A 14,360-nucleotide genomic window follows, 5' to 3' on the forward strand; every position below is an offset into this window, starting at 1 on the left:
AATGCCTTGGCGTGTCCGGTCGTGAAGCGACCGCGATTATTTCATCGATTCGGTGTGCTGACGGCCACGCGCCGCCCGATGCGCCTACCCCGCTTCGCATGGCGATACGCGCCTGCGGATCAGCCAGCCACGATCGATCGCACAGCGATTGAATGAAAACGAAAGAAAAATCGAACGCCGGAATGCCCCGACGCAATCGTCAATTCAGAAAAATAAATACAAATGAAAGAAATTGGCACCCGCCTCAATTTCCCATCACGCTTGCTGGAAAACGATTTCACCGATGCACGTTGCCTTTCGACGTTCTGTCACATTACAAAAGTAGCATTCGCAAAATTACATAAAACGCACCGATAAAACCTATCCGTCAGGAAAACGCACCACCTCGCATCTCCAGCTTTCAATGTTTACCGAATTACGATTGCCGTTTAGTAACAGCAAAACCGCGTGTTGACGTTCGATAACCACTCAAACTGATGAAAAAGAACACCACCATGACTCTTTCAAGGACCGGTATTTCGTGTCTGATGCTGGCGCTCGTCGCCAGCATCACCCTGGCCGCTTGCGGCAACGACGACGATCCCGCACCGGCCACGTCGACGCAGGCGTCCACCCCGAGCGCGCTGAAGACGCTCGACGGCAACGCGCCGCTCGTGATCGGCCACCGCGGCCTGCCGGGCCTGTATCCGGAAGAAACGCAGGTGTCCTACGAAGGGGCCGCCAACGCCGGCGCCGATTCGCTGGAAGAAGACCTGCACCTGACCAAGGATTGCGTGCTGGTCGCGCGTCACAACCCCTGGCTCAGCGACAACACCAACGTGGCCGACGTGGCCAAGACCAACGCCACCGTGGCCGCGCGCAAGCGCACCGTGCCGGGCGTGCGCGTGCCGGTCAGCTGGACCACCACGGCCACCACCGGCCCGTCGAGCTACCTGAGCGACCTGACCGATCCGGCCGATCCGAAATCGGTGCTGAAATCGCTGATCGTCGACGGCGAGGATCACACCAACGACTGGTCGATCACCGATTTCACGGTGGCCGAGCTGAAGGCATGGATTCGCGGCACCACGTACGACGCCAAGGACGTGCGCCCGACGGCGCTGAACGGCCAGTACCCGATCCTGACGATGCAGGAGGTGTACGACATCGCGCGCGCGAAGTCGGCCGTCACCGGCAAGACCTTCACGATCTATCCGGAATCGAAGAACCCGATCTGGAATAACGAGCAGGCGATCGCCAACGGCTGCGGCGCGGCCGGCACGCGTCCGTTCGAGGAAGCCATCATCAAGTTCCTCAACGACAACAACCTGAACAGCCGCACCGCGCCGATCCTGCTGCAGAGCTTCGACCCGGCCAGCCTGAAGTACTTCCGTTCGCGCGGCGTGCTCACGCGCATGGTGCAGCTGATCGACGGCAACGCCGTCAACTACCAGACCGGCGCGATGATCTACCAGACCAACGACGACTACGCGTTCGTCGACGGCCGCCCGTACAGCTGGACCCTCAACGGCGATTCGCGCTGGTTCGGCGACATGCTGACGCCGGCCGGCCTCGCCGAGATCAAGACCTACGCCGACGGCATCGGCCCGTGGAAGCCGCAGGTGTTCGCCTGGAAGGTCACGCCGTGGAAGGACAAGAACGCCGACGGCACGGCCTACACCGGCTCGCTCGCCGACGTGAACTCGGTCGAACCGACCAGCCTGATCGCCGATGCGCACAAGGCCGGCCTGTTCGTGCACGCGTACACGTTCCGCAACGAAGCGCGCTACCTGCCCGGCAAGTACAAGGGCGATCCGGTCGGCGAGTATCTCGATGCCTACCGCGCCGGCATCGACGGCGTGTTCTCGGACTTCGCCAACACGGCCGTGGCCGCCCGCGCGCAATACCTGAAGGAAACCGGCCGCTAAAGCGCGCCGCCCCGCCTCGCTCGCCGGCGGCGGCTTTCGAGCCGCCGCCGGTCCCGCCCGCGTTTTTCATTCCGCGTTTTCATTCCGAATATTTCGTTTGGCTTGCGATTCGACCGTGCCAAGCACGCGCGCCCCCGGGTTCGCAATGGGGATTCGTATCGAGTTTCGAAACGACAGGCACAATACGCCCCGGCGACATTCGCGCCGAAGCCGTTCGGATATCGAACCGCCTCGGCGCCCCGCCGGTCCCGCCCTCACGATGCCGTCATGAACAACGAAACCCCGAGCCGTCCCGCCGAACGCGCCGTCAATTCGCCGCGCTTCCTGCTGTGCCTGATCTGCCTGCTGGCGTCCGCCGGACAACTGGCGATCGATATCTACGTGCCCGCGCTGCCGGCCATGGCGCATGCGTTCGGCGCCTCGCCGCAGGCGATCCAGTCGAGCGTGTCGGGCTACATGGTCGCGTTCGCGCTCGGCCAACTGATCTTCGGGCCGGTGGCCGACGCCTACGGCCGCAAGCCCGTGCTCGCGTTCGGCCTGATCATCTACACGATCGGCTGCGTGCTCTCGCTCGGCGCGCCGAACCTCGAAACCTTCGTGCTGGCGCGCTGCCTGCAAGGCTTCGGCATCGCCACCACCAACCTGCTCGCCAAGGCGATCATCACCGATACGTTCAAGGGCCAGGCGCTGGTTCACGCGTTCACCTACATGGCCACCGCCTGGGGGCTCGCGCCGATCATCGCGCCGGTGATCGGCGCGCACTTGCAGGAATGGTTCGGCTGGAAGGCCTGCCTGGTGTTCCTGCTGCTCTATTCGCTGATCATGTGGGCCGTGCTGTCTCGCTACAAGGAGACGCTGCCGAAGCCGGTCAGGCTCGAGGTGCGCACGCTGATCGCCAATACCGGCAAAGTGCTGTCGAGCCCGGTGTTCCGCTGTTGCTTCCTCGCCCAGGGCGTGTGCTACAGCATCCTGCTGGTGTTCAACATCGTCGGGCCGTTCATGGTGCAGACCACGCTGCACAAGCCGCCGACCTACTTCGGCTACCTCGCGCTCGGCATCGGCGCGATGTATTTCTGCGGCGGCCTGTCGAACCGCATCCACAGCGCGGCGCTGCCGACCTCGGAGCAGCGCGTGCGGATGGGTGCCTACACCATGGCCGGCGCTTCGGTGGCGATGCTGCTGCTGGCGCTGACCGTCGGCCTGCAAGTGTGGACGCTGGCCGTGCCGGTGCTGGTGATGGGCTTCTGCGCCGGCGCGATGTACCCCACGCTGATGGCCAAGGGCAATTCGCTGTTCCCGCACATCGCCGGGCTGACCAGCGCGCTGCTCGGCTGCGCGCTGCTGCTGGTGTCGTCGCTGATGATGGGCCTGGCCGGCTTCGTGTCGATCCACACGCTCACGCCGCTCGCGCTGTTCTTCGTGATCCTCGCGGGGATCGTGGTGGTGATGGTCAGGAAGCTGCTGCGCTACCTCGCGCAAAGCAAGCCGGCCACGGTCGCCAGCCGGTCGAGCGAAGCGGCCTGAGCGGCGCGGCGCGATCCGCATCGGCCTGCGACAGCGACGCGCTGTTCTGGTCGCTGCGGACCTGCACGAGCGCGGCCTCCAGATCGGCCGGATACCGCGCGTCGCCACTGATCGGCTGATAGCCTGCCCGTTCGACGCGAACCAGATCGGCGCGCACATCGGCGCGGGTCAGCGCCTGGGGCGCGGCGGCAAACGACAGGGCGGGCGCGGCAAGCAGCGCGGCAACGGCGAGCAATCGGGCGGCATTCATCAGTGTTCTCCTGGATCGGGTGGGATTCGGTGCCGCGTCGCGTTTCGTGCGTCGCCGGCATGACTGCATTTGAACCGCCCGATGTATCCCGGATGTTTCCGGGCGAGCCACGCCGTGCAAGCCAGTTTTTCCGGCGAGCCCGCCGACACAGAACGCGACAAAACCCCGCGCCCGCCGGCCGATTGCTTCGCCCTCCCCTGGTTTTCCCTGACTTGTGCCGCACCGGCCGCGGTGCGATTCTTCGCAAACCGGTCAACCGTTCGAACGGTTGACCGGTTGAACCGATAACGATCCCGAACCCAGCGAAGCCCGCCCGACCATGAAGACTGCGACGATGGAATTGACGAAACTGGACAGCGTGCGCGCGGAATCGACCGTCGAACGGATCGCCCAGCGCCTGCTCGACTTCCTGTTGTCGGGCGCGGTCGAGCCGGGCGACCGGATTCCGTCGGTCACGCGCCTGTCCGAGCAACTGGGCATCGCCCGTTCGTCGGTGCGCGAGGCCGTCAAGCTGCTCGAATCGCGCGGCGTGCTCGACGTGCGGCAAAGCAGCGGCTGCTATTTCAAGGGCAATGACCCGAGCGCGCTGTTCAAGACGGTCGAATGGGCGCTGCTGTTCGGCACCAAGGACATCACCGAATTCGTCGAGGCGCGCTGGCACATCGAGATGCTGCTGGTGGATCTGGCCGCGCAGCGCCGCACCGACGCGGATCTCGAACCGATCAAGGCCGCGCTCGATGCGATGCGCGACGCGCAAAGCGGCGAGGCGTTCAGCGAGGCCGACCTGACGTTCCACTTCGCGATCGCCGAAGCCGCGCACAACGCCGTGCTGCGCGACGTGCTGCGCGGCATCCGCTCGCTGACGATGAGCTGGATCGGCCGCAACCTGTCGCGCGCCACCACGCCGCAAGCCGCCTATGTCGACCACGTGCCGATCTACGAAGCGATCGTCGCGCGCGACGGCCGCCAGGCCCGCATCGCGATGCACGAGCACATGGTGCGCGCGACGCGCCGCCTGGTGCAGACCATGACGCCCGCCGACGGCGCGGCGCTGCAGGAACGCATCGAAGCGCTCGCGGCCCTGCCCGCCAGCGCGATCTGATACACCCGGGGCGGCCGCGCGCCGCCCCGTACCCCCGTCGCACGGTTACGCAGAGAACCGGCGAATCAACCAGGAGATAGGCCGTGAGCCAGACAAGCGCCGTAAATATTAAGGATTCCCAATCTGATGACGCATTGCGCCGCCACCGGCGCAATGCCGCGCTGGCGAGCCTGATCGGCACGTCGATCGAGTGGTACGAGTACTACATTTACGGCGCGGCGGCCGCGCTGGTGTTCCCGCATGTGTTCTTCCCGAACGTCAGCCCGCAGCTCGGCCTGCTTTATTCGTTTGCTTCCTATGCAGTGGCGTTCATCGTGCGCCCGATCGGCGGCGCGATCTTCGGCCATTTCGGCGATCGCATCGGCCGCAAGCGCACGCTCGTCATCACGTTGCTGATCACCGGCCTTTCCACCTTCCTGGTGGGCTGCCTGCCTTCGTCGGCGCAAGCCGGGGCCATCGGGCCGATCGCGCTGGTGATCCTGCGCGTGCTGCAGGGGATCGGCGTGGGCGGCGAATGGGGCGGCTCGGCGCTGCTGTCGATCGAATGGGGCGACCAGAAGAAGCGCGGCATGTCGGGCGCATGGCCGCAAATGGGCACCTCGGTCGGGTTGATCCTGTCGACCGTCGCGATGATCGCCGGCAGCGCCGTGGCCGGCGACGCGTTTCTCGCCTGGGGCTGGCGCATTCCGTTCCTCGCCAGCTTCGTGCTGATCGTGGTGGGCCTGGTGGTGCGCATGAAGGTGCAGGAAACGCCGGCGTTCGCCAAGCAGCAGCGCAGCGGCAACGTGGTCGCGAACCCGGTGCGCGAGGCGATCCGCAAGTTTCCGAAGGAAATCGTATTGTCTGCATTCCTGCGCATGTCGGAGCAGATGCCGTTCTACGTGTTCACCGCCTTCACGCTCGACTACGCCACGCGCCAGGTGGGCCTCGACCGCCAGTTCGTGCTGTGGTGCACCGTGGCCGCGGCCGTGCTCGACATGTTCCTGCTGCCGTATTTCTCGATCCTGTCGGATCGCGTCGGCCGCCGCCGCATGTATTACCTCGGCTGCGCCGCGCTCGCGCTGCTGGCCTACCCGTATTTCGCGCTGATCAACACCGGCAACCACGCGCTGGTGTTCCTCGCGATCGCGCTGTCGATGCTGCCGCACTCGCTGCAATACGGCGCGCAGGCCTCGCTGATCGCCGAGCAGTTCCCCGCCAACATCCGCTACGCGGGCGCCGGCATCGGCTACCAGCTCGCCTCGGTGGTGGCAGGCGGCCCCGCGCCGCTGGTCGCCACCGCCCTGCTCGCCTGGTACGGCAGCGGCTACGCGGTGGCCGCCTACCTGCTGTTCGGCGCGATCGTCGCGGCCATCGCGCTGCGCCTGATGCCGGACCGCTCGCACATCGACATGTAAGGCTTCTCCCCCACACACCGGATCTGACCGATGAAGACAAGCACCATCAAGACCATCGCCGTTGTCGGCACGGGTTACATGGGCGGCGGCATCGCACAATGCCTCGCACTGACGGGCCGCAAGGTCTACCTGACCGACGCCGACCCGTTGCGTGCGCAACAGGCGCGCGCCCGGCTGCTGGAAGAGAGCGCCGCGTTCGAGAAGGCCGCGCTGTTTCCCGAAGGCAGCACGGCCCTCCTCGAAACCCACCTGGTGGCCGCCGATTCGATCGAGGCCGTCGGCCACGAAGTCGATTACGTGGCCGAGGTCGTGCCCGAGAATCTCGACCTGAAACTGAGCGTGCTCAAGCGCATCGAGGCGGCCGTGCGGCCCGACTGCATCATCGCGAGCAACACGTCGGCGATCCCGATCCACGAGATGGCCCGCGCGCTCGACACCCCGCAGCGCCTGTTCGGCGTGCACTGGATGAACCCGGCGCCGTTCGTGCCGGCCGTGGAGATCATCCCCGGCAAGGACACGCCCGAGGCCATGCTCGAAGCGGCCGAAACGCTGGTGCAGGAAGCGGGCAAGGTGACCGCGCGCGTGGCGGACGTGGCCGGCTTCGTCGCGAACCGCTTGCAGTTCGCGCTGTTCAAGGAAGCCGTGGCGGTGGTCGAGGAAGGGCTGGCGACGCCCGAGGATGTCGACAAGGTGGTCAGCAATTCGTTCGGCTTCCGGCTCGCGCTGTTCGGGCCGTTCGCGATCGCCGACATGGCCGGGCTGGATGTGTACGCGGCGTCGTATACGTCGCTCGAGAAGCAGTACGGCCCGCGCTTCACGGTGCCGGCCGGCCTCAAGGCGCGCGTGGAGGCGGGCGACTTCGGGCTCAAGAGCGGCGGCGGCTTCCTCGGCATCGCGCCGGACGCGGCCAAGCCGCTGGCGGCGTATCGCAACCGGGCTTATCAGAGCCTGATGCAGTTGCGCAAGACGTTGGGGGCGCCGCCGTTCGAGGGGTGAGCGGGTGTGGCCGCATCGGGGTGAAGCGCCCGATGCGGTGAGATCGATATCGGGCCGAAGCGTGCGATACGGGGTCGGCCCGTGAATCGTCGGCAGTGCGGGATCGGACGCAGCAAATTCCAGCCGCCGCCCGCCCCGCCGCTCAACTGAAGCGCGGCGACAAGCGCATCGCGCCACCGCCGTACGCCGCCCCCCACCGCCCGGCCGCATCACCGCGTCCGACACCTCGAACACCGACACCGCCGCCTTCAGATGCTCGGTCTGCTGATGCAGCGACGCCGCCGCCGCCGCGGCCTGCTCGACGAGCGCCGCGTTCTGCTGGGTCATCTCGTCCATCTGCGTGACGGTCTGGTTGACCTGCTCGATGCCGGTGCTCTGCTCGCGCGACGACGCACTGATCTCCTCCATCGTCTGCGCCACGCGCGAGATCGTGGTGGACACGTTGCCCATCGCCGCGCCGGCGTTTTCCACCAGCTCCGCGCCGCCGCGAATCAGCTCGACCGATTCGTTGATCAGCGCCTTGATCTCCTTGGCCGATTGCGCGCTGCGCTGCGCGAGCCCGCGCACCTCGCCCGCCACCACCGCGAAGCCGCGCCCCTGCTCGCCCGCGCGCGCCGCTTCCACGGCCGCGTTCAACGCCAGGATGTTGGTCTGAAACGCGATGCCGTCGATCACCGCGATGATCTCGGCAATGCGGTCCGAGCTTTGCGCGATGCTGTGCATCTTGTCGACCACCTGATTGACCACCGAGCTGCCCTGCGCCGTGGCGCTCAGCGCGCTGGCGGCCAGCGTGTTCGCTTCGCGCGCGTGATCGGCGTTTTGACGCACGGTGGAGGTCAGTTCCTCCATGCTCGACGCGGTTTCCTCCAGCGACGCCGCCTGGCTCTCGGTGCGCGCCGACAGATCGGCATTGCCGGTGGCGATCTCGTTCGCGCCCAGGTGGATGGCGTCGGCCGATTCGCGCACCAGCTTGACCGTGCCGGCCACGCTGGCCTGCATGTTGGCGAGGCCGGCGAACAGGTGGCCGATTTCGTTGCTGCCGCGCGCGCCGATCGGCGTGTCGAGCTTGCCCTGCGCGATGCGGTCGAAGTGACGCCCGGCTTCCTCAAGCGGCGCAACCAGCCCGCGACGCAGCCCCAGGTGAATCACCACGGTCAGCACCGCGAGCACCAGCAGGATCGCCGCGCCGACCATCTTGAACACCTCCACGCGCGTGTCGATCGCGTCGAGCGAGGCGCGGCCCGAGGTCACGGCGAACGCTTCGAAGTCGTGCACTTCCTTTAAGTAGGCATCCTGAAAGCCTTGCGTCGGCTGATCGAGGAAGGCCTGGATGTTGTTGGCGTCGAGGAACTGCGCGAGTTCGCCGAGCGCGCCGTGCAGCTTGCCGTAGCGATCGGCCAGCGCGGCGGCGTTGGCCGAGGTGCTGCCCTCGCGGCTCGCAGCCACGTAGCGCGCGAAGCTCTGATCGGCGGCGGCGAGCTGCTCGCGCGCGTGCTGCACGATCTGGGCCGGCTCGCCGCCGCCCTTGACCATGCGCGTGCCGGCGCGCGAGAGATTGATGCGGGCGTCCATCAACTGCTGAGTCGTCTCGTTGACGGCATTCATTTGCCGCACGGCGATATTCGACAGTTCACCGACGTTGTCGTGAGTCCGCGTGAGCGCCCAGTACCCGAGCGCGGCCGTGACGAGCTGGAATGCGCAGAATGCGATCAGCACGCAGAGCAAGCCGGTTGAAACCTTGATTTTGCTGAACATTTTGGGGGACGGATGAGCGTCGATTTATTTAGGGATAACGCTCAGGGTTTACGGCAGATACGGTGGGGAGCTTGAGTGCGATTCGCGCACGGCGTCGTGGCGGTGCCTCCACGACGCCCCTTCGAGGCGCACTTGCCCGAGCCAGCAGCCGATCGACGATCGTGCTCGGCACTTCCGTTTCGACAAGTCGCGGCAATGCGTCGTCGTGGTGGTAAGCCAACCCTTATCTAAAAAATGGTTTGTATAATCGCACTCGAAACGATTCAGAAAAACGTTGCCGAACAACGCACCACCGAGACCTCATCTTGCGAATTTTCTCTCCGAATAACGCCGAGATTCTGACGGAGCTCGCCTTCACGATGCGCCGGCTCGATTATTGGCTTGAAAAAGCGGATAAACAGCGCATCGCCACGGCACTGGTGGCCCGTTTCTACGGATTGACGCGCTCAGGCGGCTCGAATCGATGGATCACCCGATTCGGAATGATTGTCTATTTGACGGTGCGCGGCGATGAAAAGGGACGTGTCTGGCTTCACTCAGGCAGCCCGGACGAGCAATCGGCCTCGATAATCGCCCAGGTTGATGCGCAGGGGTTTCTGATCGAACGATACAACGGCAACAGCCAGCGCTTTCAGGACGCCGTTTCACGCACGCACCTGAAAATGCAGCAGACGGCGGGGATCCATGAACTCGCACCCGTTCTCGCCTTTCTCGATAGCCGCCCCTTCGAGGAACGGGAAGGATTCGGCAAGATCGTGCACCCGGAAGAAAGCAGCGGCCCCTGGTTCGAATCGTTCGATGACACCATTTGGCGCGACCGGAATCTCGAAGATCTCATCGAGGAGCGGCTGTACCGTCGCGCCCCCGATGACGATCTCGATGCCGACGGCGATGCAGCAGCGGAACGTGACGGCGGCAATGGCGGGCGCAATGGCCCACCCGGCGGAGACGACCCGGCCGACGACGGCCCGCCGGGCGGCGTGGGCGGTACACGTGAAGTGATGGAGAACCCCACGCTGTTTTCCGTTAGCCAAGCCGTTCTGTCCGATCTGCTCGAAAACCTATGACCGCCGCTCATCAAGCCGACGTATTGCCGCTGCTCGCCCTGAAGGTCGGGCCACGCCAACTCGACGTCAACTACCGCTTCTCGTTCATCTCCATCCGAGATCAGATCGTCCGCGCACAAATGGCGGTGAAGGCCCTGGTCGATACCGGCCTGATCGAGCCGTGGCGGGGCAAGCCCCCCACCGATGACAATTTCGCGTTTCAGCTCGCCATTTTCGGTGCCGGCATTGCCGGTATCGCGGCCGCCTTGCAAGCCGAGGAGGAAGGGATTCGCTTCGTACTGGTCGAAAAGAACCGGTATCCGTCCGGCATTCTCGCGAGCACGGCCGATCGCTATGTCAGCACCTCGATGTACGAATGGCCGAATACCACATCCGATTCGCATACCTATCCACTCGACAAGCCGGTTCTGCTGGACAGTGCGCTATGGAAAGCACTGCGATTGCGGTTCACGAAATCCGTGACGATCGATACGTTCAATCGGCAATTCAAGGCTTTGGTTGCCAAGAACGTCAATCTCTGGCGCCAGAACGCCATCATGAAAAAATCCGGCGATTGGCTCGTGGAATACACAACGCTGTCGGAGGCGTCGCGGAAGGATCTCGCGAAAACCGTGACCAGCGGAACCGATTCGATGATTTCGGCATCGATCGATGGCGGTGATCCTGTCGCGCTTTCGCTCGATTATCGGCCTCCTAAGAAAGCCTTTCGGAAGTTATCCATCGAATCCGACTACCTGCTCTACGCAATCGGCTATGGCAAGGAAGCGAAGACATTTTCCGACCAACGCATCGAACGCGATCTCGAATTCGATGATTTCTGGAAGAAGGACAGCATCCCCAAGCTCGCGCTCGGCTTCCCTCACCGGCCGACGGTGCTGATCATCGGCTCCGGGGACGGCGCGCTGCAGGATGCACTGCGCTGTCTGTTCGACCCGAAAGTTCCACATCCACTTGAGATCTGGCACGCCGCGGTCGGTACTTCCCCAGTGACGATGGGAATCTGCCTCGCCAGCTATCCGCCCGTGCTGACCGCGATGCGTCGAATTCAGTCGTATGACGGCTACACGACGTCCGGCTTGATCTGGGGAAATCAACCCACGGCATATCGCGATCTCGATGCCGCATTCATCGATATCGCGACCCAACTGGTCTCCGAGGTCGGCAGGGAGTTATGGCACAACGTTTCGCCACTGTTGCGGCGCGACGTGGAGTGGATCAGCGTGATTCGCCAGGACGACTGGTTCTCGAAGGCCTACCCGCTCAACCGGTTTCTGATTTATCTGATCATGGCGCTTTATCGGCGTTTCAAGCCGCACGCGCCCTATCCCGGCTTCGATGTGTCCAAAAGAAAGGTCGTCAGCATACGATCGCACGGCAACAGGCGTGGCGGAACGGTCACGTTCGACGACGGCTCGGTGTCACGGCATTGCGACGCGGTTATCTACCGCGGCGGCCTTGATCGCACTGCAGAACAACAGGTTGGACTGAGCGGCAAGGACACTGGCCGCATCGAGCTCGGCCGCATTCCGCCGCCCGTCGTGCCGGTCTCGTCCACACCGTCGCGCACCGGCACCAGCGGCCTGCCGACGGCGATAAGCGTCGTGCCCGCCTCCACCGAAACCGCCTGACACCGCTTCGGCACGCAGTGGCGTGCCGAAGCGCCATCGTCATGCCCCCTCAAGCCGGCAACGCGAACTGCGTCACCGCCTCCCGCAACACCTCCGCCTGATCCTTCAACGAATGCGCCGCCGCCGCGGCCTGCTCGACCAGCGCCGCGTTCTGCTGCGTGACCTGATCCATCTCGCCCACCGCGCGGTTGACCTGCTCGATGCCGGTGCTCTGCTCGGTCGCGGCCTGGCTGATCTCGCCGAGGATCTCGTTGACGCGCTTCACCGATTGCACGATCTCCTGCATCGTCGAGCCGGCGCGCGACACGAGCGTCGCGCCTTGCTCGACGGTGGTGGTCGAGGTGTCGATCAGCGATTTGATCTCCTTGGCGGCCGACGCCGAGCGCTGCGCCAGCGAACGCACCTCGGCGGCCACCACCGCGAAGCCGCGCCCCTGCTCGCCCGCGCGCGCCGCTTCCACCGCCGCATTGAGCGCGAGGATGTTGGTCTGGAACGCGATGCCGTCGATCACGCCGATGATGTCGGCGATCTTGCGTGAGCTGTCGGTGATCTCGTCCATGGTGCGCACCACGTCGCCCACCACGTCGCTGCCGCGCGTCGCCACCTCGGCCGCCTGGCCCGCCAGCGCGGCGGCCTGCGAGGCGCTCTCGGCGCTCTGCCGCACGTGCGAGGTGATCTCGTCCATGCTCGATGCGGTTTCCACCAGCGCGGCGGCCTGCTGCTCGGTGCGCTGCGACAGGTCCGTATTGCCGGCGGAAATCTCGGTCGCGCCCACGTTGATGTTCTCGGTACCGAGCCGCACGCGCGACACCATGTCGATCAGCCCGGCCTGCATGCTGTGCAGCGCATGCAGCAGGCTTGCGCGATCGTCGCGCTGCAGCGTGACGTGCGCCGTCAGGTCGCCCTGCGCGATGCGGCGCGCCGTATCGACGGCCGATTCGAGGTTGCCGCCGAGGCTGCGCCGCACGCTGCGCAGCACGAACACCATCAGCACGGTGGACACGATGCCGAGCGCGCCCGAAGCGGCGAGCCAGAGCAGCACGTCGTGAATCATCGCCGTGCGGATATCGTCCATGTACATGCCGGTCACGATGTACCAGTCCCACGGCGCGAAGCGGCGCACCACGCTCGATTTCTCGACCGGCGCGTCGGCGCCGGGCTTCGGCCACAGGTAGGCGACATAGCCCACCTCGCCCGGCCCGTTGCCGGCCTTGACGATGTCCACGAACAAGTGCGCGCCGTTCGGATCGGTGAAGCTCGACAGATTCGTGCCGTTCAGCTTGGGCTTGATCGGATGCATGATCATCACCGGCTGCGAATCGTTGATCGAGATATAACCGTCGCTGCCGTAGCGCATCGCGCCGATCGCGTCGAGCGCGCGGTGCTTGGCCTCGTCCTCGCTGATCGCGTGCTGCTGCGACTGCTTGTAGTAATAGTCGGCCACGCCATAGGCCTCGCTGATCAGCGAAGCCAGCGCATCGCGGCGGCCGTCGAGCATCGTCTGGCGCGCGTGCCACGCGCCGAATCCCGCGATCAGCAGCAGGCCGATCCAGAGGATCGCGATCATCGACGTCAGTTTCCGGTTCAGGGTGAAGGAATGCATGGGATGAATGTCCGCCGTCGGGTCGTCTGGTCGTCGTGTGGTCTTCACCGGCCGCGTGCGCGTGCCGGCTCCTGTCTTGACGGCACACGCGGCGCGCCGGCGCAGGCGGGAATTCCCTGAGAGATGCGCTGAAAACCCTTGATGGGCGCGATTTTGGCGGGGAATCATCTGATCAATCGCGGGCCGGTATATCGGCCGGCCCGCGTCGGGCGGGGCGCCTGCCCGACGCTGCGAGGCACGAACGGAGCGCTCTTCCCGCCATGCTCGCAACGATCAGGGCCGGCGAACCCGGCGTCGAGTTGTGGCCGAACTACGCCTGCAACTGCGCGGAGATCTGCCGCGACACATCACGCAATTGATCGAGATACCGCTCCACGACCAGATCGACCGTCAACGCCGACGAAAACCACGTCAGCCCGATCGACGCGATCACGAAATCGTTCGCGATCACCGGCACCGCGAGCGTGCCCGATACCGGGCGCACCGTGGTGTCGCGCAGCGCGTAGCCGCGCTGGCGGGTGGCGTCGAGCATCGCCTGCACGGCGTCGCGGTCCTGCGCGAGGTGATCTTCGGGATGATGGCTCTGGCGCACGATCTCCAGCAGCATGGCCTGCTCGTCGGCCGAGCAGAACGCGAGATAGGCGCGGCCGAGCGCGCGCGAAACCAGGCTCAGGCGCATGTTGATCGACGAGTGCAGCAACGACAGCGGCGAATAGGGAATCGTGCTGTAGCGCACCACCAGCGCATCGACATCGAGCATGCCGACCGCAATCGGCCATTTGATCTTCTCGGTCAGCGCGCGCACCAGCGGCCCGGCCACCTCGACCACGCGCGGCACGTGGTGATACCCCGAGTTCAGCGCGTTGACGCCATCGAGCAGGCGATATTCGCCGGGCCGCGCACCGCGTGCGACCAGCCCCAGCTCCTCGAAGGTGCGCAGCAGCCGCACCAGCGTCGGCTTCGGCAGCAGCGTCGACTGATGCAAGCCGTCGAGCGTCGAAATCGGCATCTGGTTCAGCGCGCGCAGCAGGGTGATGGCCCGCTCTACTGCGCGGATCGACGAATCGCGTTCCGCCATCGTGTTAACCCGGTGTGTGCCCGGCAGCTTTCGCGCGCGAGCCTTGATGAAGC

The 14,360-nt window shown here is 65.2% G+C and carries 10 protein-coding genes and 1 pseudogene; 7 read left to right on the plus strand and 4 right to left on the minus strand.

What is annotated here, in order from left to right; all coding sequences use genetic code 11:
* The first annotated feature begins 494 nt into the window (after positions 1 to 494).
* Both AB4851_RS00380 and AB4851_RS00385 read left to right on the plus strand, forming a co-directional pair.
* Complete coding sequence (locus AB4851_RS00380) at positions 495 to 1,907, plus strand: glycerophosphodiester phosphodiesterase family protein (protein ID WP_414447960.1); 1,413 nt, start codon at positions 495 to 497, stop codon at positions 1,905 to 1,907.
* 267 nt (positions 1,908 to 2,174) lie between these two features.
* A complete protein-coding gene (locus AB4851_RS00385; RefSeq protein ID WP_414447961.1) occupies positions 2,175 to 3,431 on the plus strand; it encodes a multidrug effflux MFS transporter in 1,257 nt (418 codons plus the stop codon).
* On the opposite strand, the gene AB4851_RS00390 is transcribed toward AB4851_RS00385, so the two are convergent.
* The gene (locus AB4851_RS00390; RefSeq protein WP_414447962.1) at positions 3,358 to 3,681 is read right to left on the minus strand and encodes a DUF4148 domain-containing protein; all 324 of its coding nucleotides are present in this window, start codon (positions 3,679 to 3,681) and stop codon (positions 3,358 to 3,360) included. The genes AB4851_RS00385 and AB4851_RS00390 overlap by 74 nt on opposite strands.
* 334 nt (positions 3,682 to 4,015) lie before the next feature.
* Here AB4851_RS00390 and AB4851_RS00395 point away from each other — a divergent pair, with 334 nt between their 5' ends.
* From AB4851_RS00395 to AB4851_RS00405, 3 genes are all read left to right on the plus strand, one after another.
* Complete coding sequence (locus AB4851_RS00395) at positions 4,016 to 4,783, plus strand: FadR/GntR family transcriptional regulator (protein WP_414447963.1); 768 nt, start codon at positions 4,016 to 4,018, stop codon at positions 4,781 to 4,783.
* Positions 4,784 to 4,866: 83 nt separating this feature from the next.
* Positions 4,867 to 6,180: an MFS transporter gene (locus AB4851_RS00400; RefSeq protein ID WP_414447964.1), complete on the plus strand. Its 1,314-nt coding sequence runs from the start codon at positions 4,867 to 4,869 to the stop codon at positions 6,178 to 6,180.
* 30 nt (positions 6,181 to 6,210) lie between these two features.
* Positions 6,211 to 7,176: a 3-hydroxyacyl-CoA dehydrogenase family protein gene (locus tag AB4851_RS00405; protein WP_414441529.1), complete on the plus strand. Its 966-nt coding sequence runs from the start codon at positions 6,211 to 6,213 to the stop codon at positions 7,174 to 7,176.
* Positions 7,177 to 7,380: 204 nt separating this feature from the next.
* Here the strand turns inward: AB4851_RS00405 and AB4851_RS00410 are convergent.
* Positions 7,381 to 8,931, minus strand: a pseudogene (locus tag AB4851_RS00410) (methyl-accepting chemotaxis protein); the annotation flags it as partial.
* A 305-nt stretch (positions 8,932 to 9,236) separates the two neighbouring features.
* Between AB4851_RS00410 and AB4851_RS00415 the strand changes: the two are divergent.
* Both AB4851_RS00415 and AB4851_RS00420 read left to right on the plus strand, forming a co-directional pair.
* Complete coding sequence (locus AB4851_RS00415) at positions 9,237 to 9,998, plus strand: hypothetical protein (RefSeq protein WP_414447965.1); 762 nt, start codon at positions 9,237 to 9,239, stop codon at positions 9,996 to 9,998.
* The gene (locus AB4851_RS00420; protein ID WP_414447966.1) at positions 9,995 to 11,626 is read left to right on the plus strand and encodes an NAD(P)-binding protein; all 1,632 of its coding nucleotides are present in this window, start codon (positions 9,995 to 9,997) and stop codon (positions 11,624 to 11,626) included. The genes AB4851_RS00415 and AB4851_RS00420 overlap by 4 nt, the downstream gene beginning before the upstream one ends.
* A 49-nt stretch (positions 11,627 to 11,675) precedes the next feature.
* On the opposite strand, the gene AB4851_RS00425 is transcribed toward AB4851_RS00420, so the two are convergent.
* The gene (locus tag AB4851_RS00425; protein WP_414447967.1) at positions 11,676 to 13,229 is read right to left on the minus strand and encodes a methyl-accepting chemotaxis protein; all 1,554 of its coding nucleotides are present in this window, start codon (positions 13,227 to 13,229) and stop codon (positions 11,676 to 11,678) included.
* 310 nt (positions 13,230 to 13,539) lie between these two features.
* Positions 13,540 to 14,307, minus strand: coding sequence for a DNA-binding transcriptional regulator (locus AB4851_RS00430; RefSeq protein WP_414441512.1), 768 nt, complete (start codon positions 14,305 to 14,307; stop codon positions 13,540 to 13,542).
* Positions 14,308 to 14,360 lie beyond the last annotated feature (53 nt).

Source organism: Burkholderia sp. 22PA0099, from assembly GCF_047497165.1.
In the GTDB taxonomy this organism is placed as follows: domain Bacteria; phylum Pseudomonadota; class Gammaproteobacteria; order Burkholderiales; family Burkholderiaceae; genus Burkholderia.

Excerpts from the sequence above, each read along its gene's own strand:
- AB4851_RS00380 (WP_414447960.1), top strand. The coding sequence starts at position 495 with ATGACTCTTTCAAGGACCGGTATTTCGTGTCTGATGCTGGCGCTCGTC.
- AB4851_RS00385 (WP_414447961.1), top strand. The coding sequence starts at position 2,175 with ATGAACAACGAAACCCCGAGCCGTCCCGCCGAACGCGCCGTCAATTCG.
- AB4851_RS00390 (WP_414447962.1), bottom strand. The coding sequence starts at position 3,681 with ATGAATGCCGCCCGATTGCTCGCCGTTGCCGCGCTGCTTGCCGCGCCC.
- AB4851_RS00395 (WP_414447963.1), top strand. The coding sequence starts at position 4,016 with ATGGAATTGACGAAACTGGACAGCGTGCGCGCGGAATCGACCGTCGAA.
- AB4851_RS00405 (WP_414441529.1), top strand. The coding sequence starts at position 6,211 with ATGAAGACAAGCACCATCAAGACCATCGCCGTTGTCGGCACGGGTTAC.
- AB4851_RS00420 (WP_414447966.1), top strand. The coding sequence starts at position 9,995 with ATGACCGCCGCTCATCAAGCCGACGTATTGCCGCTGCTCGCCCTGAAG.
- AB4851_RS00425 (WP_414447967.1), bottom strand. The coding sequence starts at position 13,229 with ATGCATTCCTTCACCCTGAACCGGAAACTGACGTCGATGATCGCGATC.
- AB4851_RS00430 (WP_414441512.1), bottom strand. The coding sequence starts at position 14,307 with ATGGCGGAACGCGATTCGTCGATCCGCGCAGTAGAGCGGGCCATCACC.